Raw genomic sequence first — 21,816 nt, 5'->3', positions numbered from 1 at the left:
CACGGTGAGCGGTGGGACGTCGAAGGGCTGGGGCCACTACCCGCCGGTTCTTCAGGTGGGCCAGCCCTCACTCCCGGGCGCGGGCGATGTCCACAGGCTTCCGGGTCTGATCGGACCGCAGAACAAGAGGAGGGCGGGGAAGGTTCAGCGGTCGACGCGCGTGACGGCCGGGGGTGCGTAGCGGCCGGTGAGGATGGCAGGGGTGGGCAGGTACTGGCGCAGGATGAGGCGGAACAGGACGCCGGGCTCGGTCGTGGGGAGCCAGTTCGACTCCTTGTCCGGGCCGGGGTTCTCCCGCTGGAGGTAGAGGGTGAGGGAGCCGTCGGGGCCGTACGTGAGGTCCTTGGTGAGACTGCCGAGGTGGTAGCGGCCGATGGGGTTCTCGACGAGGAAGCCCTGCGGGTTGAGGTACATGGTCACCGACCAGAAGGCGTCCACGGGCGGGAAGTCGTCGGGGCCGAAGCGGAGTTCGTAGCGGTGCTCGCCGGAGAGCGGGTCGCCGTCGTCGTCGAGGATGGCGCCGATGTAGTACGCCTCCTTCGCGCTGTTGGCGAGCAGGCCGATCTGGGCGATCTCCAGGCGGGAGAAGTAGTCGGTGCCCCAGTCGCCGATGGTGTCGACGTCGACCATCACCCAGCCGTTGCGGGACGGGCCGGCGAACGGCATGTCCGCGTACAGGTCGCGCAGTCCGTCCGCGACCGCCCGGCGCAGTCCGTCGACGGCGGCGGGGTGCAGCCGGGAGGGATCGAAGGGGTGGTGCGGGGTGATGCCGATGCGGGCGAGCAGGCCGAGGACGCCGGCGTCGGCGGCCGGGGGCGGGCTCGCGCTCAGGCAGTCGGCGAGCATGCGGTAGAAGTCCAGGGGGTCGCCGCCCTCGCCCCGCCAGTCGCGGGCGGGCGGATTGGCCGAGGGGTCGGGCTTGGGGGCGGCCGGGTCGGCGGGGCGCAGGGCGATCCGCTTCTGCAGAGCCACGGCGGCGGGGACGTCGTCGTCGAGGATCGTGACGCGGGCCAGGAGGCAGAGCAGGGGGGTGGGAGCGGTGATGACCCGGGTGATGCCGTCGGGGACGGTGCCGCGCCAGCCGGGCCCGGCCAGCAGGTAGTCGCCGCCGGTGGTGTCGCCCATGCGCGTACCGACGTAGCCGAAGCTGTTGGTGTACATGTCCAGGAGCTGGACGGTGAAATAGCGGTCGCTGACGGGCGGGACGGTGAGGACCACCGCGCCGCCGGACAGGTCCACGAAGGTGCGCGAGTACGGGGCGTCGACGATCGGAGTGACGAAGTACGTGTCCTTCGGCTCCGCGCGGCGCGGGGTGTGGTGGATCTCGTTGATCGCGCCGAGGTGCGTCGGGGCGGACGCGTCGACGTGCCACTCCCACAGGCTGCGGTGCATCTCCAGGAGCGGGAAGCCGTAGCGGAAGGCCGCCATGCCGAGCCAGTACCCCTCGTCGGCCCGCGCCGCCTCGTGGGCGGCGACGATCTGCTGCTTCAACGTCTGCGCGTCCATGCGGACTCCGATCCGGTGCACAAAGGGACGTACATAAGCCCTTTAACGGTCATCGCATTCCCAGAGGTCCGCAACCGCGGCCCGCGACCGTGCGGAACCGGGGACGGGTGCCGCCCCGTGCTCCGGCGTGCTCCGGCGTGACGCGTGTCGCGGTGCGTGCGCGCCGCCGGGTACCGTGGGCGGGTACCGATCTCATGGGCTCCTGGCGGGCTGCGTGAACCCCAGGAGGAACGACGTGACGACGAACCGCGGCCGCAAGGACGTGATCCGCGACCGGATGGCGGCGACCGGTGAGTCGTACAACGTGGCCGCGCGGAACCTCAAGGCGATGAAGGACATGGGCGCCACGCGCGAGGCGGTGCTCACCCAGCGCTGGCAGCCCGCGGACTCCCTCGACGTGCCGTGCCCCTGCGGGAGCACGTGCGAGCCGGGCGAGCGGTGCGCGCGCTGTCACGCCCTGCACCGGCACGTGGCGCGCTACCCGGGCAGCACCACGGAGGTGGAGACCTGGGTCGACCGGTACGAGTGCCTGGGCTGCTCCGCCTCGTACACGCTGTTCGTCCGGCTGACCGGGCGGCCCTGGGGCGTCGCCGAGACGGTGGTCCGGGGCGGTTCGGCGGAGGAGGTCGTGCGGGCCCGGGTCTTCCCCGGGGTGGCGCACCCGCTGCTGAAACCGGAGACGGACGGCTCCTGAGCGATACGCCGGACGGGTTCCCCGCGCGAGTGTGTGTCACGGCCCGTCGCTGCGTAGGCTTCTGCCTCGTGGTCCGACGGCCGCACCACCGGGTCCGGACCCCGGACACGACCTAGGGGGAGAAGTCAGTGCGCGGCGAGGTGCTGGAGAACCGCTACCGGCTGGTGGAGAAGCTCGGGGCGGGCGGGATGGGCCAGGTCTGGAGGGCCGTCGACGCGCGGCTCGACCGTGACGTGGCCGTCAAAGTGATCGCCCAGAACGCGCCCGCCACCGGTGAGTCGGCCGCGCGCTTCCGCCAGGAGGCCCGGGCCACGGCGCGGCTGACGCACCCGCGGATCGTCACCATCCACGACCACGGCGAGGCCCTGGTCGACGGGCAGCAGATCCTCTTCCTGGTCATGGAGCTGGTCCCGGGCCGCTCCATGGCCTCCTTCGACGCGGCCGAGCGGCGGAGCGTCGAGACGGTGGTGGCCTGGGCGCTCCAGATCTGCGCCGGTCTGGCCGCCGCCCACGGGGCCGGGGTCGTCCACCGGGACATCAAGCCGGCGAACGTCATGGTGTACGGGGACGGCGAACACGACCTGAAGATCTGCGACTTCGGGATCGCCCGGCTGGTCGAGGAGTCCGGCGCCGGGCTGACGGGCACGGGGGCGGCGATCGGCACCCCCGCCTACATGTCCCCGGAGCAGGTGCGCGGGGACCGCACGCTCGACGGCCGCAGCGACCTCTACTCGCTGGGCTGTCTGCTGTACCAGCTCCTGGTGGGCAGGCCGCCGTTCGAGGGGGTGGGCTGGTCGGTGCTCGCCCAGCACCTCAACGGCACGCCGGAGCCGGTGCGGAATCTGCGCCCGGACGTCCCGGCGGGTCTGGACCGGCTGGTCGCCGCCCTGCTGCACAAGGATCCGGACGACCGGCCGGCGACGGCCGAGGCGGTGTCCGCGAGTCTGCGCGCGCTGCCGGCCGGCACCGTGCGCGATGCCCGGCCGCCCGCCGCCGGGCGCGTGACGCCCGACGCGCTGGCGTTCGCCGGCGCGCCCACGGCCGACGCCCCGCGCGGCCGGGACCGGACCCCCGGGGAGCCCGACATGCCCCCGCCCCGGGTCACCGCGGAGCCGGACACGGCGCCGCCCCCGCCCCGGCCCCGGGTCTCCGGTGACGGGGACGCGGTCCCGTCGCCGTCGCCCGTGCCGCCGGACGCGGTGCCTGCCGCCCGTCCCGCCCATGCCCCGTCGATTCCGGGGTCCGGGCGCATCGCGTCGTGGGACGCGCTGCTGGCCACCGGCGGTCTCGGGGCCCAGTTCACGCTGCTGACCGGCTGGTCCGTGTTCTGGACCGTGGCCGTGTGCGTGCCGGTCTATCTGGTCGCGCTGGCGGCGGCGTTCCTGGGGGCGCCGACGGTGGCGGCGGACGACAAGACGGACCCGGACACGGGTGTGGCCGGCATGGGGGTGCTCTGCACGGTGCTGGCCACTGTGTTCCTGCTGTTCTGGCCCCCGTCGCCGTGGTGGACGGCGCTGCTGGCCGCCGTGCTGGGCGGCCCCGTCCTGATCCTGAGCGGGATGGGCATCCGGATGGGTGTCGCCACGGTGGCCGGCAGGCCCGACTGGCAGGCCGCCGCGGCCTCGGCCGCCGGTCTGCTGAACGGTCTCGTGCTGGCGGGGCTGCTCGCCGCCGTGACCGGCCTCTCCGCGTTCGCCTCCGCGGCGATCGGTGTGGGCGCCTGGGCGGCCGTCGCCGTCGTGATCGCGGTGCTGCAGCCCCGTTCCTGGGCGGCGGTCGGCGCCGGGAACGGCGACTGACGCACGCGGGCCCCGCCGCCGTCCACCGCACAGCCGGCGGACGGGTGACGGCGGGGCCAGGGGCTCAGCCCTCGTCGGGCGTGAGCCTCAGCGAGATCGAGTTGATGCAGTAGCGCTGGTCCGTCGGGGTGGGGTAGCCCTCGCCCTCGAAGACATGGCCCAGGTGCGAGCCGCAGCGGGCGCAGCGCACCTCGGTGCGGACCATGCCGTGGCTGCGGTCCTGGAGCAGTTCGACCGCGTCGGTGTCCTTCGGGTCGTAGAAGGACGGCCAGCCGCAGTGCGACGCGAACTTGGTGTCGGAGCGGAACAGCTCGGCGCCGCAGGCGCGGCACGAGTAGACGCCCTCGGTCGTGGTGTCGGTGTACTCGCCGACGAAGGCGGGCTCGGTGCCCGCGTCGCGCAGCACGGCGTACTCGGCGGGGTTGAGCTCCGCCCGCCACTGCTCGTCGGACTTCTCGATGTCGTACGGCACGGTGGCTCCCTCAGCTCGACAGGTGGTCCAGGATCCGCGGGCCGAGGTCAGTGACGTCGCCCGCCCCCATGGTGAGAACGAGGTCGCCGGGCTTCGCCATTCCCGCGATGACCTCGGGAATCGTGTCCTTGTCGTGGACGGCGGCGACGTCGGCCCCGGCGGCCGCGGCGGCGTCGATGATCAGGGCGCTGGTGACGCCGGGGACCGGGTCCTCGCGGGCCGGGTAGATGTCCAGGACCACGGAGGCGTCGGCGAGCGCCAGGGCCTGTCCCATCTCGGTGCCCAGTTCCTGGGTGCGGGAGAAGAGATGGGGCTGGAAGACGACGAGGAGGCGGGCGTCGGAGGCGGCGCCCCGCATGGCCTCCAGGTCGGCGGTCATCTCGGTGGGGTGGTGGGCGTAGCTGTCGATGACCTGGACGCCCGCGGCCTCGCCCTTGAGCTGGAGGCGGCGCTTGACCCCGGTGTACGTGCCGAGGGCCGAGGCGAGGTTGTGGGCGGGCAGGCCCAGGGCGACGCCGGCGGCGAGGGCGGCGACCGCGTTCAGCGCGTAGTGGCGGCCGGGGACCGAGACGGTGAAGGTGAGGTACTTCCCGTTGAGGACGACGGTGACCTCGCTGGTCAGACCGCGCGGGGTGATCTTCTGGACGCGTACGTCCGCGGTCTCGGACTCGCCGTAGCTGACGACGGTGACGCCGGGCAGGGCGCGCACCCGGGCGGTCAGCTCGACGGCCCCGGGCTGGTCGGCGGAGACGACCAGGGTGCCGCCGGGGACGATCTTGCCGGTGAACTTCTCGAAGGACTCGTAGATCTCGTCCATCGAGGCGTAGTTCGCGTGGTGGTCCAGTTCGACGTTGAGGACGATCGCGACCTCGGGGTCGTACTTCTGGAAGCTGCGGTCGCTCTCGTCGGCCTCGGCGACGAAGATCTCGCCCTCGCCGTGCGTGGCGTTGGTCCCGGGTCCGGCCAGGTCGCCGCCGATGGCGTACGAGGGGTCGAGGCCCAGGGAGGTCAGGGCGACGGCCAGCATCGAGGTGGTGGTCGTCTTGCCGTGGGTGCCGGCGACGGCGATGGAGCGCAGCCCGTGCATCAGCGAGGCGAGGGCGTCGGAGCGGTGCACGACGGGGATCGAGAGCTCCCCGGCGCGCACCAGCTCCGGATTGTCGGCGCGGATGGCGCTGGAGACGACCACGCAGGTGGCGTCGTCGGCGAGGTGCTCCGCGGCGTGTCCGATGTGGACGGTCGCGCCCAGGGCGCGCAGCGCCTCGGCCGTGGGGGACTCCTTGGAGTCGCTGCCCGCGACCTTGGCGCCGCGCTGGGTGAGGATCTTGGCGATGCCCGACATTCCGGCGCCGCCGATGCCGATGAAGTGGGGTCGTTCCATGGCGGCTGGAATGCCGGGTGCCATCTGTGCTCCTCCGGGTGGGCTTCGAGTTCTGCGGACCGGTGCCACTCCGGAGCCGCGGAACCAGCCTATTCGCTGTGCGCGAAGAGCTTGAGCACCGGGACGCCGACCTTGTGCCGGGCGCGGGAGGCCCAGTCGCGGTGGAAGAACTCCTCGACGTAGTGGGGCGCGGTCAGGACGATGACCTCGTCGGCCCGCGCGTCCTCGACGACGGACTTCAGCTTGTCCAGGGGGTGGTCCTCGATCACCTGTCCGACGGCCTCGCAGCCGGCCTGGCGCAGCGCCTCCACCGACACCTCCAGGGCCAGATCGGCGGAGTCTCTGGCGTTCTTCCCCTCCGGCACCTCGCTCTCGCGGGCCGCCTCCTTCAGCTCGCCCATCGCCAGATCGTCGATGGCGCGCAACAGGATGTCCGCCTGGTCCCCGCGCGGCTGCATCAGGACGACGAAGGAGATCCGCTCCTCCCCGTGCAGGGTGGTGACGAACTCGACGTCCGCGGAGGTGAGGGGCTTCTCGATCATCAAAACGCTGGTGAACACCACAGGGGCCCTTCTGATTCAGTGACCGTGGCCGATCGCTGCTGAAACCATCCTTCCCCGTGCGCGCACGGGGTCTGCGAGATCCATTCTGCCCACCGAACGCTAACCGGAACGGGATATTCCGCTGTTTGTCAGCCCCGACGGTACCGAGAGAAGAGGAACCCGGCCTCCTCCAGCAGCGATGCCAGGGCGAATCGTTCCGGCACGGCGACCGGGGGACCGCCCGCGATCCGCTGGGCGTCGCCCGCCGTGACCATGGGCGCCAGGGTCAGACAGAGCTCGTCCAGTGCGCCCGCCGCGACGAACTGGCCGAGCAGCCGGGGCCCGCCCTCCGTCAGCAGCCTGCGGTGCCCGAGGGCGGCCAGCTCGGCCACCGCGCGGGCCGGGTCCACCCGGGAGCCCTCCCCCGCGATCACCACCTCGGCGCCCGCCTTCCGGGCCGCCGCGATCCGGTCCGGCGGTGCCCCGGCCCCGGTCAGCACGAGGGTGGGGACCAGCGGGGAGACGAAGAGCGGCAGCGAGAAGTCCAGGTCGAGACTGCCGCTGACCACGGCGATCGCGGGCGCGGGCCCCTGCCCGGCGGCCTCCCGGCGGGCGGCGAAGGCCTCCCGCGCCCTGGCCGGGCGGTACCCCTCCAGGCGTACGGTCTCCGCGCCCGCGATCACCACGTCGGCCAGGCCCCGCAGGGTGCCGAAGATCCGCATGTCGCTCTCGCAGGAGATCGGCTGGGAGCGGCCCTCGTGCTGGGCGGCCCCGTCGAGCGTGGAGACCATGTTGGCGCGCAGCCACGGTCCGTCGCCGTCGGGGTACGCGTAGGCGTCGGCGAGGGCGTCGAGGCTCCACTCCCCGCGGTCCTCGGCGGCTGTCGGGTCGGTCACAGGGAACAGGCGTCGCATGATCCGCAGTCTGGCACGGCCCGACGGCCTCGCCCGCCGGCCGTCGCGCGCGAGGCCGTAAGCTGAGTGGTTGTGTCCTCCTCCACTGCCAGTGCGTCCGGGCCGGGTCCGATAGCCGATGCGGCCCCGCTGTCCCTGTGCGCCCGCGAACCGCACGTCCCCGCCGACCGGCTGGTCGCCGAGATGGTGCCGCCGCCGCGCTTCGACTCGGTGCGTTTCGACACCTACGTCCCCGACCCGAACCAGCCGAGCCAGACCGAGGCCGTCAAGGTCCTCTCCGACTTCGCGGCGGGGCTGGGCGGGGCGCACGCCTCGGGTTCCGGCAGGCGCAGGTGGTTCGCGAAGAAGGCCGTGGCGCCGAGCGGGCCGCGCGGGGTCTACCTCGACGGCGGGTACGGGGTCGGCAAGACGCATCTGCTGGCCTCGCTCTGGCACGCCACCCCCGCCGCGCCGTCGCTGAAGGCCTTCGGGACCTTCGTGGAGCTGACGAACCTGGTGGGCGCGCTCGGCTTCCAGCAGACCGTACGCACGCTGAGCGGGCACCGGCTGCTGTGCATCGACGAGTTCGAGCTGGACGACCCGGGCGACACCGTGCTGGTCTCCTCGCTGCTGAGCCGGCTGGTCGAGGCGGGCGTGGCCCTGGCGGCGACCTCCAACACCCTGCCGGGCAAGCTCGGCGAGGGCCGGTTCGCCGCCGCGGACTTCCTGCGGGAGATCCAGGGGCTCTCCGCGCACTTCCGCCCGCTGCGCATCGACGGCGAGGACTACCGTCACCGCGGTCTGCCCGAGGCCCCGCCGCCGTACTCCGACGAGCAGGTCACCAAGGCCGCGTACGCCACCGAGGGCGCCAGCCTGGACGACTTCCCCGCACTGCTCGACCATCTGGCCCGGGTGCACCCCAGCCGGTACGGCGCGCTGACGGACGGGGTGCGGGCGGTGTGCCTCACCGAGGTGCGGGCGGTGCCGGACCAGTCGACCGCGCTGCGGCTCGTGGTGCTCGCCGACCGGCTGTACGACCGGGAGATCCCCGTGCTCGCCTCCGGACTGCCCTTCGACCGTCTGTTCAGCGAGGAGATGCTGAACGGCGGTTACCGGAAGAAGTACTTCCGGGCGATCTCCCGGCTGACGGCCCTGGCGCGTGACGCGAAGGGGCTGGTGGCGCAGTAGGTTCGGGGGCGTACACCGGCGCGGTCCGACGCAGTGCCGCGCCGTCCCCGTACAACCGCGCATTCCGTTCGAAGGGAACCAGCATGGCTACCACGCGTCAGGCGCACACGGTCTGGGAAGGCAACCTGCTCGAAGGCACGGGCGTCGTCACCCTCGACTCCTCCGGGATCGGGGAGTACCCGGTCTCCTGGCCGTCCCGCGCGGAGCAGGCGAACGGGAAGACCAGCCCCGAGGAGCTGATCGCGGCCGCCCACTCCAGCTGCTTCTCCATGGCGCTGTCCAACGGCCTCGCCAAGGCCGGCACCCCGCCGACCCGGCTGAACACCCAGGCCGAGGTCACCTTCCAGCCGGGCACCGGCATCACCGGCATCCACCTCACCGTGCAGGGCGAGGTGGAGGGCCTCGACGAGGCGGGCTTCGTGAAGGCGGCCGAGGACGCCAAGGCCAACTGCCCGGTCAGCCAGGCGCTGACGGGCACGACGATCACCCTGAGCGCCTCGCTCGCCTGAGTTCTTCCCCCTGCCCCCGGGGGCCGGTCGCGGCCGGCCCCCGGGGGCGTCGTCATGCCGGGAGCACCGCGCTCCGGCCGTCGCGGCGGCCCAGCGCGGCCGGCGCGGACCCGGCACCCGTCCGGGCTACGGCTCGACGTCCCGTCTGCCGACGCCCCGGGGCGTCGGACCGGAATCGGCCACTGTGGCGTGGCAACGTTCGCCCGGGACGTCGAACGGGCAGGGCTGCTCTTGACGTTGCCATGTCACCTGTCCGCCAACAGGGAGTTGCCTCATGTCCGACGAAACCCGCACCCCCGCCACCCGACGACAGATCCTGGCCACGGGCGGCGCGGTCGCCGCCGTCGCCTTCACCGGCGCGTTCGGTGAACTCTTCGCGGGCAGCGCCTCCGCCCGGGGCCACGCCGGCTACGGCCCGCTGGTGCCGGACCCCGACGGCCTGCTCGATCTGCCGAAGGGGTTCCGCTACCGGGTGCTCTCCCGCGAGGGCGATCCACTCCGCTCGGGCGAGGGGCCGGTCCCCAGCCACTGCGACGGCATGGCCGCGTTCACCGGCCGGCGCGGCGGCGTCCGGCTGGTGCGCAACCACGAGAACCGGGTCACCGCGGAGATCGCCGTACCGACCGTGGAGGGGCTCACCTACGACCCGATGGGCAAGGGCGGCTGCACCGCGCTCGAACTCGACCGCCGGGGCGCCGTCCTCGGCGAGCGCGTCGCCGTCGCGGGCACCGCGGTCAACTGCGCGGGCGGGCGCACCCCCTGGGACACCTGGCTCACCTGCGAGGAGACCGAGGACCGGGCCGGCACCAACGGCTACACCAAGGACCACGGTTTCGTCTTCGAGGTGGACGGCGCGGACCCGCACCGCACCGGGGCCGTCCCGCTGACCGCGATGGGCCGCTTCCAGCACGAGGCCGTGGCCATCGATCCGCGCAACGGCGTCGTCTACGAGACGGAGGACGCCTTCGAGAAGCCCTTCGGGCTGTTCTACCGCTTCCTGCCGCACAAGCCGCTGGGCGGCACGGGCTCCCTGCGGGCCGGCGGACGGCTGGAGGCCATGCGGGTCCCGGGCGTCGCCGACCTCTCCGCCGTCCAGGAGACCGGCACCGTCTTCGAGGGCATCGAGTGGGTCCCCGTACCGGACCCCCTGGCCGCCGAAACCCCCATCCGCTTCCAGGACTTCGGGCCGAAGGGCATCACCCACGGCCAGAAGCTGGAGGGCTGTTACTGGGGCGGCTCCAGCGTCTACTTCGTCTCCAGCTTCGCCCACAGCGACGAGGGCTCGGCCGCCGACCACTTCGGACAGGTCTGGCGCTACGACCCCGCCCGCCGCCGCCTCACCCTCGTCATCGCCTTCGGCCCCGGCACCGACGTCCAGCTGCCCGGCGAGTCCCCCGACAACATCTGCCTGGCCGCCGACGGCGGGCTGATGGTGTGCGAGGACGGCAACGGCGCCCAGCACGTCTTCGGCCTGACCCGGCGCGGCGAGGTCTACGCCATGGCCCGCGGCCGGCAGAACATCGGCACGGACCAGGCCCCGGAGTGGGGCGAGTTCGCCGGTGTCACCTTCGCCCCGGACAACGAGACGATGTACGTGAACTGCTACACGCCGGGAACGACGTTCGCGGTGACGGGGCCGTGGCGGTGAGCCGCTGACCGGGCCGGGCGCCCGGCCCGCCGCTCCGCCTACCAGTTGGTGAACGCCCCGTCGTCGGTGCGCAGATGGGGGCGTTCGTCGGCGGTGGCCGTGCAGCGGCGGGCCGCCTCGCGGTCGATGTCCACGCCGATGCCGGGCAGTTCGCTCGCCTCGACCCGGCCCGGCACCACCACGGGGCGGTGGGTGAAGAGCGCGGCGATGGCCGGCTCGGGGTCGGTCTGGTGCTCCTGGATCGCCACGTTGGGGCAGGCCAGGTTGAGCTGGAGCGAGGAGGCGGCGGTGACCGGGCCGAGCGGGTTGTGGGTGGCCAGCTTGATGTGGTGGGCCTCGGCCATGGCGGCGATCTTCCTGGCCTCGGTGAGACCGGCCGCGACGCCCACGTCGACCCGGGCGTAGTCGATCAGCTCGCCCTCGATCAGCGGCCTGAACTCCCATTTGGAGCCGTACTGTTCGCCGGCGGCCAGCGGAACACCGGTGCGGGCCCGGAGCATCCGGTAGCTCTCGGGGTTCTCGGAACGCAGCGGGTCCTCGACGAAGTACGGGCGGGCCGCCTCGATCTCCCGGCACAGGGTCAGCGCCTCGGGCGGGTCGAGCCGGGTGTGCACGTCCAGGATCAGCTCCACCTCGTCGCCCACCGTCTCCCGTACCTGGTGGAAGAGTTCGACGGAGTCGCGCAGACAGCGGCGGGCGTCCAGCACGTCGCCCTCGTCGTGCGGAGCGGCGAAGCGCAGATGGCGCCAGCCCTCCCGGACGAGCGTGCGGCAGCGGTCCAGGAACCACGGACGGTCGTGGTATCCGTCGCCGACGTGCACATAGGCGGGTACGTGGTCGCGGGCCCGGCCGCCGAGGAGTTCGTGCACCGGCACGCCCAGCGCCTTGCCGCGGATGTCCCACAGGGCCACGTCCACGGCGGCGATGGCGGCCCCGAGTATCCGGTCGGCGGGGAAGAAGCCGCGGCGGAACATGACCTGCCACAGGTGCTCGATGCGTCGCGGGTCCTCACCGGTGATCAGCTCGGCGAGATGGGCGAGTCCGCCGGCGACCGCCTTCTGCCGCGATCTGATGCCGACCTCGCCCAGGCCGTGGATGCCCTCGTCGGTGTCGACCACCACGAGCATCATGCTGTCGCCGTGATCGGGCAGCGTCAGCACTTCCAGGCCGGTGATCTTCATGCCACTCCTCTATGAAAACGTTCCCGCAATTTCAGAACCGTTGATGAGAACGCATCATCGACATCGACCAGGCCCCTGCACAACCCCCCGGAACGCAGCAGATTTTCCTTGGTGAAACGGTCTTGACACCTCCCGGGAACGTTCGCAAGGATCCACCGCATCCAGCAGGGATGAGGCGAGGAGGCCGACGGTGGCAGTCACAATCCGGGAGGTGGCGAGCGCCGCGGGCGTCTCGGTGTCGACGGTGTCGCGTGCGTTCACCGCACCGGACCAGGTCCAGCCGAGGACCCGGCAGCGCATCCTGGACGCGGCGGCCAAGCTGGGCTATTCGCCCAACCCGGCGGCGCGCAGCCTGCGGGGCGGCGGCACGGGCACGCTCGGGCTGATCGTCCCGGACATCGCCAACCCGTTCTTCCCGCCGATCGTCAAGGCGATGCAGGCCCGCGCCCGGCGGCTGGGGTACACGGTCCTGGTCGCCGACAGCGACGAGCGCGAGGCCGACGAACTGGAGGCGATCGCCGCGGTCTCCAAGCGGGTCGACGGCCTGGTGCTGTGGGCGTCCACGCTCACCGAGGACCGGCTGCGCGAGCTGTCGGACCGGATGCCGGTGGTGGTCGTCAACCGCCATGTGCCGGGCATCCCCGAGGTGCGGATCTCGCTGTCCGCCGGCATCACGCAGACGGTCGAGCACCTGCGCGCCTACGGTCACCGCCGCTGCGTGTTCATCAACGCCTCGCGCGCCGAGCTGAGCCGCGGCAAGTCGATCCAGGAGTCGTTCGAGGCGCTGGACCTCTCGCTCGTCGAGCTCGGCCCCTACGAGCCGAGGTTCGAGACGGGGGTGCACGCGGCGACGCTCGTCGGCGCGCACGGCGCCACGGCGGTCATCGCCCACAACGACCTCGTCGCCCTCGGGGTGCTGCACCAGCTGTCGAACCTGGGCGTCAGCGTCCCGGGCGAGGTGAGCGTCGTCGGGATCGACGACACCCTCCTGGCCTCCGTCTCCACGCCGGGGCTCACCACCATCCGCATCGACCCGGAGGAGATCGCCACCCGCGCCGGTGATCTGCTCATCGAGACCATCGCCGGCCGCACCGGCGGCGAGGCCCCCTGCGTGGAGATCGGCTCCCGGCTGGTCCCCCGCTCCTCCACGGGCCCCGCGCCCACTTCCTGAGCCCCCTCTCCCCTCCCCCTCTCCCGTACTCCCCCGTCGGCCCGCCGCGGCCCCGCGCGCCCTCCCGGCCGCCTCCCTGATTTCCCCTGCCCTTCTTGGAGTTGAAATGTCCAGAACCTCCCGACGTGCGGCCGTGTTCGGCTGCATAGCCGCGGCCGTGGCCCTCACGGGCTGTTCCTCCGTCACCCCGGGCAAGGCGGGTTCGGGCGGCGATCTCGTCCTGCGCGTCCAGGGCATGCCCCCGGCCACCGACAAGCCGGCCCTCGCCCTCTTCAAGAAGCAGGTCGCCGACTTCGAGAAGGCCAACCCGGGGATCAAGGTGAAGGGGTCCACGACGGTCTTCGACCCGCTGACCTTCTCCGCCAAGCTGTCCGGCGGCAATGTCGAGGACGTCATCAAGGTGCCGCTGACCGAACCCCAGCGGCTCATCCAGCAGAAGCAGGTGCTCCCCATCACCGGGCAGCTCCAGGCGTGGGACCACTTCAAGGAGTTCAACCCGCAGGTCCTCAAGCCGGTCAGCGACGAGGCGGGCGAGGTCTACGGCGTCCCGCAGAACCCGTACGCCCAGGGCCTGGTCTACAACCGGGACCTGTTCGAGAAGGCCGGGCTCGACCCGGACAAGCCGCCGGCCACCTGGGAGGAGGTCCGGGCCGCCGCCGAGCGGATCAGCGAGAAGACCGGAAAGGCCGGGTTCGTCCACGAGTCGAAGGACAACCAGGGCGGCTGGCAGCTGACCATGCTGTCGTACGCGTTCGGCGGGGACCTGGAGACCCGGCAGGGCGACACGTACACCGCCACGCTCACGGGCGACGCCACGAAGAAGGCGCTCACCCTGCTCAAGGACATGCGCTGGAAGGACGACTCGCTCGGCCGCAACCAGCTCAACAACCAGAACGACGTGGTCAAGCAGTTCGCGGCCGGCCAGGTCGGGATGTTCATGGGCAGCCCGGGGACGTACCGGCTGGCCAAGATGCAGTTCGGCATGGAGGACATCGACGCCTTCGGCATCGGCCCGCTGCCGCAGTCCGGCGGCAACGCCACGCTGACCGGCGGTGACATCTACATGGTCCCGAAGTCGGCCGACAGCAAGCACGCGGCGGCCGCGGTCAAGTGGCTGACCTTCGCGTACGCCCAGCCGCAGTACAGCACCGAGAGCGCCGCGCAGCAGGCGAAGGCCCTGGCCGCCGACCCGAAGTCCGCGGTCGGCGTGCCGACGCTGCCGGTCTTCGACGCCGAGCGGCAGAAGCAGATCGACGCGGCGATCGCCCCCTACGCCAATGTGAAGGCCGAGCACTTCAAGCCGTACACGGACGGGCTGGCGAAGCTGGAGCTCAAGGCCGAACCGCCGTACCAGGCGCAGCAGCTGTACACCGCGCTGGACTCCGTCGTGCAGGCGGTGCTGACCAAGCGCGACGCCGATGTCGACGCCCTCCTCGCCTCGGCCGAGAAGGACGTCAACGCCAAGCTCGCCGCCGGCCAGAAGTAGTCCGCCATGAGCCTGCTCACCCCCTCCCGGCGCCCCGCCGCCGCACCCCCCGGAAAGCCGGACCGGTCCGGTCCGGCCGGGCCCTCCGGCACCCCGCGCGGCGCGGGCCTGCGCAAGCAGTTCACCGCCTGGCTGTTCCTCGTGCCGACGCTGCTGGTCTTCGGGCTCTTCGCCTGGTGGCCGATCGTCCGCAGCCTGCTGCTGAGCTTCCAGCGGACCAATCTCGTCGATCCCGCCGTCTGGGTGGGGCTGGACAACTTCCGGGCGGTCTTCGACGATCCGCTGCTGGGGACCGCCGTCTCCAACACCCTGCTGTTCGTCGGGCTCGGCCTGCTGATCGGTTTCCCCGCGCCGCTGCTGCTGGCCGCGGTGATGTCGACCGTGCGGCGGGGCGCCGGGGTCTTCCGCTTCCTGGTCTATCTGCCGGTGGTCATCCCGCCGGTGGTGGCGATCCTGCTGTGGAAGTGGTTCTACGACCCGGGCAGCGGGCTCTTCAACAGCGTGCTGGGGACCGTGGGCCTGGGCCCGTACCCCTGGCTGGAGTCCTCCGGCAGCGCGATGCTCTCGCTGGTCCTGGAGGCGACCTGGGCGGGCATGGGCGGGGCGGTCCTGATCTACCTCGCCGCGATGGTCGGCATCCCGGGCGAGCTGTACGAGGCGGCCGAGGTCGACGGGGCCGGCATCTGGCGGCGGCTCTGGCACGTGATGCTGCCGCAGCTGCGTCCGGTCATCGGTCTGCTGCTGCTCGTCCAGCTCATCAACACGGTGCAGGTCTTCACCGAGCCGTACGTCTTCACCGGCGGCGGCCCGGAGAACTCCACCCTCACGGTGCTGCTGCTGATCTTCCGGTACGCCTTCCAGGACGGGGCGTACGGCCAGGCCGCCGCGCTCTCCTTCCTGATGGTCCTCACCCTCGCCCTGCTCTCCGCGGTCTATCTGCGGGCCACCCGCAGCTGGAGCAAGACATGACCTCCCTCACCACCTTCGTCTCCGTCAACGACCGCCAGCGGCCCGGGGTCCGGGCGGCCGTGCGCTCCGTCCAGGTGCTCACCCTGGTCCTGCTGCTGCTCCTGGGCGTCGGACCGCTCTACTGGATGGTCAAGGGCGCGGTGTCGCCGCCGGCCGAACTGACCACGCACCCGCTCGCCCTGTGGCCGGACCGGCCGCTGACGGGCAACTTCGCCACCGCCTACCGCGATCTGGGCGTCGGCCACTACCTGATGAACACCGTGCTGGTGGTGGGCGGTTCCTGGCTGGTGCAGCTCTTCGTGTCGGCCACCGCCGGCTTCGCGCTCTCGGTGCTCAGGCCCCGCTTCGGCAAGGTCGTCTACGGGGCGGTCCTGGCGACGATGTTCGTGCCGTACACGGTGAACATGGTCAGCCTCTTCATGACCGTGATCGACGTACCGTTCCTCCACCTCAACCTCGGTGACACCTACTGGGCGATCTGGCTGCCCGCCGGGACGAACGCCTTCACGGTGCTGCTGGCCAAGCAGTTCTTCGACGCGCTGCCCCGCGAGCTGTTCGACGCGGCCCGGGTCGACGGGGTCTCCACCCGGCAGCTGCTCACGAAGATCGTGCTGCCGATGAGCCGGCCGGTGCTGGCCGTGATCAGTCTGCTGGCCGTGATGCACAGCTGGAAGGACTTCATCTGGCCGCTGGTCGCGCTGACCGATCCGGAGAAGCAGCCGGTCAGCGTGGCACTGGCCCAGCTCGCCACCCAGGCCCCGCAGGACCAGCTGATCGCGGCGATGGTGCTGGCCGTCGCGCCGCCGGTGCTCGTCTTCGCGGTCTGCCAGAAGTACATCGTCGCCGGGCTCGGTTTCACCGGCGTCAAGGGCTGACCCTCCACGCCCTCCCCCGCACCTTCCTCTTCGGGACGAGAGAAAGGCACCACCATGTCCGTTCACCGCCGCACCTTCCTCCGGGGCACGGCCGTCGCCACCGGCGCCGCCCTGCTCCCCGCCGCCCCCGCGCACGCGGCCGACCCGGTCACCCTCACCGCCGAGGGGATCACGGTCGTCGGCCAGAGCGACGGCGGCGTGCTCGTCCGGGACGGCTCGGGCGCCGACCGCGTCCTGATCAGCCACTTCATGATCAAGGACAGCGTGCTGGGCCAGCAGCGCACCTTCGGCGGCACCCCGGCCCGGATCACCCTGCCCGACGGCCGGCCCGCCCTGCGGATCACGTACACGATGGGCAGCGGGGCGCCGGGCGTCACCGTCAGCGGCGTCTTCGACGTCACCGCCCGGACCCTGCGCATGCGCTGGGAGGCCGGCGGCTCCGCCACGCTGACCCCGACCGGTTTCATGGTCGCCCGGACCCTGGTGCAGCCGAGCGTCCCGGAGTCGTACGAGGCACTGACGGTCTGGGAGCGCGACGCCCGGGGCGGCATTCCGTACGAGATCAACGCCGGCGGGGTGTACGCGGCCTCCTGGGGCGACGCCTCGGGCTTCTTCTGCCTGGACGCCACCAATCCGTCCTACACGAACGCCACCTGGATCCACGCCCCGGGCACGTCGACGGGCGCGGACAGCGCCGTCACGGAGGCCGCCTTCGTCCTCGGGGAGCTGCGGCCGCGTGCGGCCGGGACGATCGCCGCGGGCCGGCCGCTGGGCGTGGAGGTGTGGACCGACCAGCCGTTCAACCTGTACGAGGCGGCCGGGGATTCCATGCTGCTGCGGGCCCAGGTGGTCAACGGCGGGGCGGCGTCGCGGCCGGTGACGCTGACCTGGTGGGCCCGCGACTTCGCGGGGGCGGTGCTCGGGTCCGGCACGGAGACCCGGGAGCTGGCGGCGGGCGCCTCGTGGGACGCCTCGTTCCCGCTGACCGCCCCGGGCCAGGGCATCGTCTTCACCGAGGTGGCCGTCGCCTCGGGCACCGACCGGGCGCTCGCCCGGACCAGCCTCGCGGTGCTCCCCGGCTTCACCTACCGGGCGGGCACGGAGTCCATGTTCGGCATCGCCAACTACCCGTGGCTGCTGAAGCCGGGCCGGGAGGAGGTGCTCGGGCTGCTGCGGAAGCTGGGCGTGAAGTGGGTGCGGATCGCGTACGAGGGGGCGCCCGGCATCGACATCGACACCCTGGACGCGGCGGGCATCGCGCACAACGTGGAGCTCAGCTCCATTCCGCTGGGCGGCACGGCCGAGCAGATCGCCGCCTGGGCGGACACCAACGTCGCGAAGGCGGTGGCGGCGCGCGCCCGGTACTTCGAGGTGGCCAACGAGGTCAACCAGCCGTGGATGTCCGGACGGGGCGCCGACGTCTACGTGCGCGACGGGCTGAAGCAGGTCACCGACCGGCTGGCCACGGCCGGTCCGACGATGAAGGTGATGAACGCGGGCCTGGGCGGGATGGACTACGTCTGGCTGGAGAACTTCCGCGCGGCGGGCGGCTGGGACCTCATCGACGCGCTCGCCGTCCATCCGGGCCGGGGCAACTTCACCCCCGACTTCGCACCGGATCCGGCGGACTGGACCCAGGGCTCGGCCGGCACCTACTGGAACTTCCTGGGCGCGGTCCGCAAGGCGAAGGCGGTGATCGCGGAGTACGGCGGCGACAAGGAACTGTGGCTGACCGAGGCGTACGCGCCGACCCGGCCGAACGCCTGGTGGTCCGACACCTACCGGCACGCCGCCGAGAACGTCCTGCTGACGCTCGTCCTGGCGAAGGCCGAGGGGGTCCGGGGCGTCAACTGGTACCAGCTGCACGACTCCACCGTGCTGCACCCGCAGGAGGCGGACCCGGCGAACGCGGAGTACCACTACGGGCTGATGCACCGGGACACCTCCCCCAAGCCGTCGCTGCTGGCGTACGCCACGGCGGCGCGGGTCCTGGACGGGGCCGTGTACGTCCGGCCGCTGGTCTTCGCGGACGCGGACGTCAAGGGGCTGCTGTTCACCACCCCGGACGGTCCGGTCTCGGTGCTGTGGAGCCGCGCGGACGGGTACGTCCTCAACGCCGACCACGGCGAGGACCCGTGGTACGCCTCGCCGGAGCCCTGGACCGACACCTGGACGAGCCGTACCGACGTCGTGGCCCACTCGGCCGTGGTCGACGGCACCGTGCGGGAGCTGAACTGCATCGGGCAGGAGCGCACGCTCACCGCCGCCGGCGGCAAGGTCACCCTCACGCTCGACGGCGCGCCCCGCGTCTACTACGGCCTCGCCGCCAACCCCGACTGGAAGTAGGAGCACCGGCACCATGAGGAACGAAACCGCACGCCACGACGTCACCGTGGTCGGCGGCGGGCTGGCCGGGGTGAGCGCGGCCGTCGCCGCCGCCCGGCTGGGCCGCACCGTCGCCCTGATCAACAACCGGCCGGTCCTCGGCGGGAACTCCAGCAGCGAGGTCCGCGTCTGGGTCTGCGGCGCGACCGGGCACGGCCGCAACCACTACGCCCGCGAGGGCGGCGTCATGGGCGAGCTGTTCGTCGAGAACCAGTTCCGCAACCCGGACGGCAATCCGTACTTCTGGGACGCGGTGATCCTGGACGTGGTGCGGGCGGAACCGAACATCACGCTCTATCTGAACACCGATGTGCGCGAGGTGGACGCGGAGGGCCCCGAGGACGCCCGGCGCATCACGGCGGTCACCGGCTGGATGATGGGGTCCGAGCGGCGGATCCGGTTCGAGAGCGCGCTGTTCCTGGACTGCTCGGGGGACGGGCTGGTGGGGCATCTGGCCGGGGCCCGGCACCGGATCGGCCGGGAGTCCCGGGCCGAGTACGCGGAGCCGTGGGCGCCGGAGACCGCCGATTCGATCACGCTCGGCTCGACGCTGCTCTTCTACACCAAGGACGCCGGGCACCCCGTCAAGTACGTCGCCCCCGACTTCGCCCGGAACATCGCCGAGACCACCATCCCGCAGCGCCGGATCATCAAGTCCGGGGACAACGGCTGCGCGTACTGGTGGATCGAGTTCGGCGGCGAACTGGACACGGTGCACGACAACGAGCGCATCCGTGACGAGCTGTGGGCGGTCATCCACGGCATCTGGGACCACATCAAGAACTCCGGCGAGTTCGAAGCCGACTCGATGACGCTGGAGTGGGTGGGCTCGGTGCCCGGCAAGCGCGAGTACCGGCGCTTCCTCGGCGACTACGTCCTGCACCAGGGCGACATCCTGGGCCAGAGCGAGTTCGCCGACCGGGTGGCCTTCGGCGGCTGGTCGATCGACCTGCACCCGCCGAAGGGCGTGTACGCCACCGAGGACGGGGCCAAGCAGCGGTACGCGGACGGGATCTACCACATCCCGTACCGCAGTCTGTACTCCGTGAACACGACGAACCTGCTGTTCGCCGGGCGGAACATCTCGGCCAGCCACGTCGCGTTCGGCTCGACCCGGGTCATGGCGACCTGTGCGACGCTCGGCCAGGCGGCGGGCACGGCCGCGGCGCTGTGCGCCGCCGACGGGATCGCCCCGAAGGAGCTGGACCCGGCCGCCCTCCAGCGGACGCTGCTGCGCGAGGACGCCTCGGTGATCGGGCTGGCCTCGGCCGATCCGGAGGATCTGGCGCTGGGCGCGACGGCCACCGCCTCCTCGGTGCTGGCGGCCCCCGACGCGACGGTGGCGCAGGAGCGGTGGCCGCTGGCGGCCGACGCCGGTTTCGTGGTGCCCGTCGATCCGGCGCTGGACGCGCTGGAGCTGCTGGTGGACGCCGCCCGCGACACCCGGCTCGTCGTCGAGCTGTACGACCCGGGGCTCGGGCAGAACTACGTGCCCCGCCACCTGGTGGAACGGGTGGAGGTGCCGGTCGCGGCCGGGGAGAAGCAGTGGGTGCGCACGGGTCTGCGCTGGTCGCCGGAGAGCGCCCGCAACGCCTTCGTCGTCGTGCGGGCCGACGCGGATCTCGCCCTGTACACCTCGGACGCGCCGGCCCCGGGGGTGCTGGCGCTGACCCGGGTGGCGCTGCGGCCGCAGGACGAGTCGCCGCAGCCGCTGCGGGAGTGGACCGACGCCGGGCTGCTGCGCCGCACGTTCTGCCTGCGGACGGGGGCCACCTCGGCGTACGCGCCGCGGAAGGCGGTGGACGGTTTCGCCCGCCCGTACGCCGGACCGCACATGTGGGTCTCCGAGCCGCTGCGCGAGGGCGGCGAGGAGTGGCTCCAGCTGTCCTGGCCCGGTCAGGTGACACTGTCGCGGTTCGATGTGCTGGCCGACGACGACGTCAACGAGGACCTGATCAATCTGCACCACCACCGCACCCCGTTCGACGTCCTTCCGACGCTGCTGCGCGACTACCGGATCGAGGCGCGGCGCGCGGACGGGAGCTGGGAGACCGTGGCGCGGACCACGGGCAACCGGCGCCGCCGTCAGGTGCACCGGCTGGACACTCCGGTCACGGCCTCGGCCGTGCGGCTGGTGGCCGAAGCGACCAACGGGGCCGCGTCGGCGCACGTCGTCGCGGTCCGCGCCTACGCGTAAGGAGCAGCGGATGGTCACACGAGTCCTGGTCACCGGGGCGGCCGGGCGGATCGGACGGGCGGTGCTCGCGCTGCTCGCGGAGCGGTCCGTGCAGGCCCACGCCCTGGTCCTGGAGGATCCCGGGGACCTGGCCGCGCGCCGGGTCGTCACCGGGGACGCGGCGGACGCGGACGCGGTGCGGGCGGCACTGGAGGGGGTGGACGGGGTGATCCATCTGGCGGCGATCCCCACGCCGGAGCGCACCCCGGCGCGGGAGCTGTTCGGTGCCAATACGCTCGCCACGTTCACGGTGCTGGAGGAGGCGGGTCTCGCCGGGGTGCGGCGGGCCGTCGTCGCGAGTTCCTGGGGGGTCACGGGACTGCCGTGGACGGCCGATCCCTCGCCGCACCCGGCCTATCTGCCGGTCGACGAGGCGATGCCCTCGCAGGTGGCGGACGCCTACGGGCTGTCCAAGCAGGTCGACGAGGCGACGGCGGCGGCGATGGCGCGGCGGCACGGGATGGGCGTGGTCTGTCTGCGCTACCCCTTCGTCGGCGGCTTCGACGAACGGCTGCGGGCCCACGCGGCGCGGCTGACGGCGGATCCGGCGGCGGGGGCCCGGGACCTGTGGACGTATCTGGAGGTGCGGGACGCCGCGCGGGCGGCCCTGCTGGCGCTCGGTGTGCCGGGGCCGGGCGCGCACGCCGTCCATGTGTGCGCCCCCGAGACCCTGGTGCCGTTCCCGACGGAGGAACTGCTGCGCCGCTACCACCCCGGTACGCCGCTGCGCCGCCCGCTGCCCGGCCGGGCGGCACCGGTGGACACCTCGGCGGCGGAGCGGCTGTTCGGCTTCACGGCGGAGTACCTGCTCGACGACTGAGTGAATCCCGGGGCGGCTTCGCTGCCCCGGGAGCGCCGGGGACGGCACCCATGACCTGATC

General features: G+C 72.4%; 18 protein-coding genes. 12 read left to right on the top strand and 6 right to left on the bottom strand.

Annotation, left to right across the window (positions count from 1 at the left end; all coding sequences use genetic code 11):
• Positions 1 to 144: 144 nt before the first annotated feature.
• A complete protein-coding gene (locus ACZ4FH_RS06315) occupies positions 145 to 1,506 on the bottom strand; it encodes a DUF1254 domain-containing protein (RefSeq protein WP_467302698.1) in 1,362 nt (453 codons plus the stop codon).
• A gap of 235 nt (positions 1,507 to 1,741) precedes the next feature.
• Here ACZ4FH_RS06315 and ACZ4FH_RS06310 point away from each other — a divergent pair, with 235 nt between their 5' ends.
• Together ACZ4FH_RS06310 and ACZ4FH_RS06305 are read left to right on the top strand one after the other, a co-directional pair.
• Positions 1,742 to 2,200, top strand: coding sequence for a hypothetical protein (locus ACZ4FH_RS06310; protein WP_467302696.1), 459 nt, complete (start codon positions 1,742 to 1,744; stop codon positions 2,198 to 2,200).
• A 128-nt stretch (positions 2,201 to 2,328) separates the two neighbouring features.
• The gene (locus tag ACZ4FH_RS06305) at positions 2,329 to 3,999 is read left to right on the top strand and encodes a protein kinase domain-containing protein (RefSeq protein WP_467302694.1); all 1,671 of its coding nucleotides are present in this window, start codon (positions 2,329 to 2,331) and stop codon (positions 3,997 to 3,999) included.
• 64 nt (positions 4,000 to 4,063) lie between these two features.
• On the opposite strand, the gene msrB is transcribed toward ACZ4FH_RS06305, so the two are convergent.
• From msrB to ACZ4FH_RS06285, 4 genes are all read right to left on the bottom strand, one after another.
• A complete protein-coding gene (msrB, locus tag ACZ4FH_RS06300; RefSeq protein ID WP_383641914.1) occupies positions 4,064 to 4,471 on the bottom strand; it encodes a peptide-methionine (R)-S-oxide reductase MsrB in 408 nt (135 codons plus the stop codon).
• Positions 4,472 to 4,481: 10 nt separating this feature from the next.
• Positions 4,482 to 5,876 (bottom strand): UDP-N-acetylmuramate--L-alanine ligase, encoded by a 1,395-nt coding sequence (murC, locus tag ACZ4FH_RS06295; RefSeq protein ID WP_467302692.1) that lies wholly within the window; start codon positions 5,874 to 5,876, stop codon positions 4,482 to 4,484.
• Between the two features lie 65 nt (positions 5,877 to 5,941).
• Positions 5,942 to 6,394 carry an indole-3-glycerol phosphate synthase gene (locus ACZ4FH_RS06290; protein WP_467302690.1) on the bottom strand — a complete coding sequence of 151 codons (453 nt, stop codon included), beginning with the start codon at positions 6,392 to 6,394 and terminating at the stop codon, positions 5,942 to 5,944.
• A 149-nt stretch (positions 6,395 to 6,543) separates the two neighbouring features.
• Entirely contained in the window at positions 6,544 to 7,308 is a 765-nt protein-coding gene (locus tag ACZ4FH_RS06285) for a pyrimidine reductase family protein (protein ID WP_467302688.1), read from the bottom strand.
• Between the two features lie 72 nt (positions 7,309 to 7,380).
• Between ACZ4FH_RS06285 and zapE the strand changes: the two genes are divergently transcribed.
• The 3 genes from zapE (at position 7,381) to ACZ4FH_RS06270 (ending at position 10,632) form a co-directional block, all read left to right on the top strand.
• Entirely contained in the window at positions 7,381 to 8,475 is a 1,095-nt protein-coding gene (zapE, locus tag ACZ4FH_RS06280) for a cell division protein ZapE (RefSeq protein WP_467302687.1), read from the top strand.
• Between the two features lie 83 nt (positions 8,476 to 8,558).
• The gene (locus ACZ4FH_RS06275) at positions 8,559 to 8,984 is read left to right on the top strand and encodes an OsmC family protein (protein ID WP_467302685.1); all 426 of its coding nucleotides are present in this window, start codon (positions 8,559 to 8,561) and stop codon (positions 8,982 to 8,984) included.
• Positions 8,985 to 9,258: 274 nt separating this feature from the next.
• Positions 9,259 to 10,632, top strand: a complete 1,374-nt coding sequence (locus tag ACZ4FH_RS06270; RefSeq protein WP_467302683.1) for an alkaline phosphatase PhoX — start codon at positions 9,259 to 9,261, stop codon at positions 10,630 to 10,632.
• 38 nt (positions 10,633 to 10,670) lie between these two features.
• Here ACZ4FH_RS06270 and ACZ4FH_RS06265 read toward each other — a convergent pair whose 3' ends face one another.
• A complete protein-coding gene (locus ACZ4FH_RS06265; protein WP_467302682.1) occupies positions 10,671 to 11,813 on the bottom strand; it encodes a mandelate racemase/muconate lactonizing enzyme family protein in 1,143 nt (380 codons plus the stop codon).
• A 190-nt stretch (positions 11,814 to 12,003) separates the two neighbouring features.
• Between ACZ4FH_RS06265 and ACZ4FH_RS06260 the strand changes: the two genes are divergently transcribed.
• The 7 genes from ACZ4FH_RS06260 (at position 12,004) to ACZ4FH_RS06230 (ending at position 21,755) form a co-directional block, all read left to right on the top strand.
• On the top strand, positions 12,004 to 12,984 hold the full coding sequence (locus tag ACZ4FH_RS06260; protein WP_467302680.1) for a LacI family DNA-binding transcriptional regulator: 981 nt from the start codon (positions 12,004 to 12,006) through the stop codon (positions 12,982 to 12,984).
• Between the two features lie 106 nt (positions 12,985 to 13,090).
• Positions 13,091 to 14,470, top strand: a complete 1,380-nt coding sequence (locus ACZ4FH_RS06255; protein WP_467302678.1) for an ABC transporter substrate-binding protein — start codon at positions 13,091 to 13,093, stop codon at positions 14,468 to 14,470.
• Between the two features lie 6 nt (positions 14,471 to 14,476).
• Entirely contained in the window at positions 14,477 to 15,439 is a 963-nt protein-coding gene (locus tag ACZ4FH_RS06250; RefSeq protein ID WP_467302677.1) for a carbohydrate ABC transporter permease, read from the top strand.
• On the top strand, positions 15,436 to 16,314 hold the full coding sequence (locus ACZ4FH_RS06245) for a carbohydrate ABC transporter permease (protein WP_383641957.1): 879 nt from the start codon (positions 15,436 to 15,438) through the stop codon (positions 16,312 to 16,314). The genes ACZ4FH_RS06250 and ACZ4FH_RS06245 overlap by 4 nt, the downstream gene beginning before the upstream one ends.
• 54 nt (positions 16,315 to 16,368) lie before the next feature.
• Complete coding sequence (locus tag ACZ4FH_RS06240; RefSeq protein WP_467302675.1) at positions 16,369 to 18,660, top strand: hypothetical protein; 2,292 nt, start codon at positions 16,369 to 16,371, stop codon at positions 18,658 to 18,660.
• Between the two features lie 13 nt (positions 18,661 to 18,673).
• Positions 18,674 to 20,896: an FAD-dependent oxidoreductase gene (locus ACZ4FH_RS06235; RefSeq protein ID WP_467302673.1), complete on the top strand. Its 2,223-nt coding sequence runs from the start codon at positions 18,674 to 18,676 to the stop codon at positions 20,894 to 20,896.
• Between the two features lie 10 nt (positions 20,897 to 20,906).
• Positions 20,907 to 21,755: an NAD-dependent epimerase/dehydratase family protein gene (locus ACZ4FH_RS06230; protein WP_467302672.1), complete on the top strand. Its 849-nt coding sequence runs from the start codon at positions 20,907 to 20,909 to the stop codon at positions 21,753 to 21,755.
• Positions 21,756 to 21,816 lie beyond the last annotated feature (61 nt).

It is taken from the genome of Streptomyces sp. NPDC024555 (assembly GCF_055559335.1).
The sequence above is the reverse complement of the archived record's forward strand: the minus strand, read 5'-3'. Positions and strand labels throughout refer to the sequence as shown.

Excerpts from the sequence above, each read along its gene's own strand:
- ACZ4FH_RS06235 (WP_467302673.1), top strand. The coding sequence starts at position 18,674 with ATGAGGAACGAAACCGCACGCCACGACGTCACCGTGGTCGGCGGCGGG.
- murC (WP_467302692.1), bottom strand. The coding sequence starts at position 5,876 with ATGGCACCCGGCATTCCAGCCGCCATGGAACGACCCCACTTCATCGGC.
- ACZ4FH_RS06250 (WP_467302677.1), top strand. The coding sequence starts at position 14,477 with ATGAGCCTGCTCACCCCCTCCCGGCGCCCCGCCGCCGCACCCCCCGGA.
- ACZ4FH_RS06285 (WP_467302688.1), bottom strand. The coding sequence starts at position 7,308 with ATGCGACGCCTGTTCCCTGTGACCGACCCGACAGCCGCCGAGGACCGC.
- ACZ4FH_RS06240 (WP_467302675.1), top strand. The coding sequence starts at position 16,369 with ATGTCCGTTCACCGCCGCACCTTCCTCCGGGGCACGGCCGTCGCCACC.
- ACZ4FH_RS06290 (WP_467302690.1), bottom strand. The coding sequence starts at position 6,394 with ATGATCGAGAAGCCCCTCACCTCCGCGGACGTCGAGTTCGTCACCACC.
- ACZ4FH_RS06270 (WP_467302683.1), top strand. The coding sequence starts at position 9,259 with ATGTCCGACGAAACCCGCACCCCCGCCACCCGACGACAGATCCTGGCC.
- ACZ4FH_RS06265 (WP_467302682.1), bottom strand. The coding sequence starts at position 11,813 with ATGAAGATCACCGGCCTGGAAGTGCTGACGCTGCCCGATCACGGCGAC.
- ACZ4FH_RS06230 (WP_467302672.1), top strand. The coding sequence starts at position 20,907 with ATGGTCACACGAGTCCTGGTCACCGGGGCGGCCGGGCGGATCGGACGG.
- ACZ4FH_RS06275 (WP_467302685.1), top strand. The coding sequence starts at position 8,559 with ATGGCTACCACGCGTCAGGCGCACACGGTCTGGGAAGGCAACCTGCTC.
- ACZ4FH_RS06315 (WP_467302698.1), bottom strand. The coding sequence starts at position 1,506 with ATGGACGCGCAGACGTTGAAGCAGCAGATCGTCGCCGCCCACGAGGCG.
- ACZ4FH_RS06255 (WP_467302678.1), top strand. The coding sequence starts at position 13,091 with ATGTCCAGAACCTCCCGACGTGCGGCCGTGTTCGGCTGCATAGCCGCG.
- ACZ4FH_RS06245 (WP_383641957.1), top strand. The coding sequence starts at position 15,436 with ATGACCTCCCTCACCACCTTCGTCTCCGTCAACGACCGCCAGCGGCCC.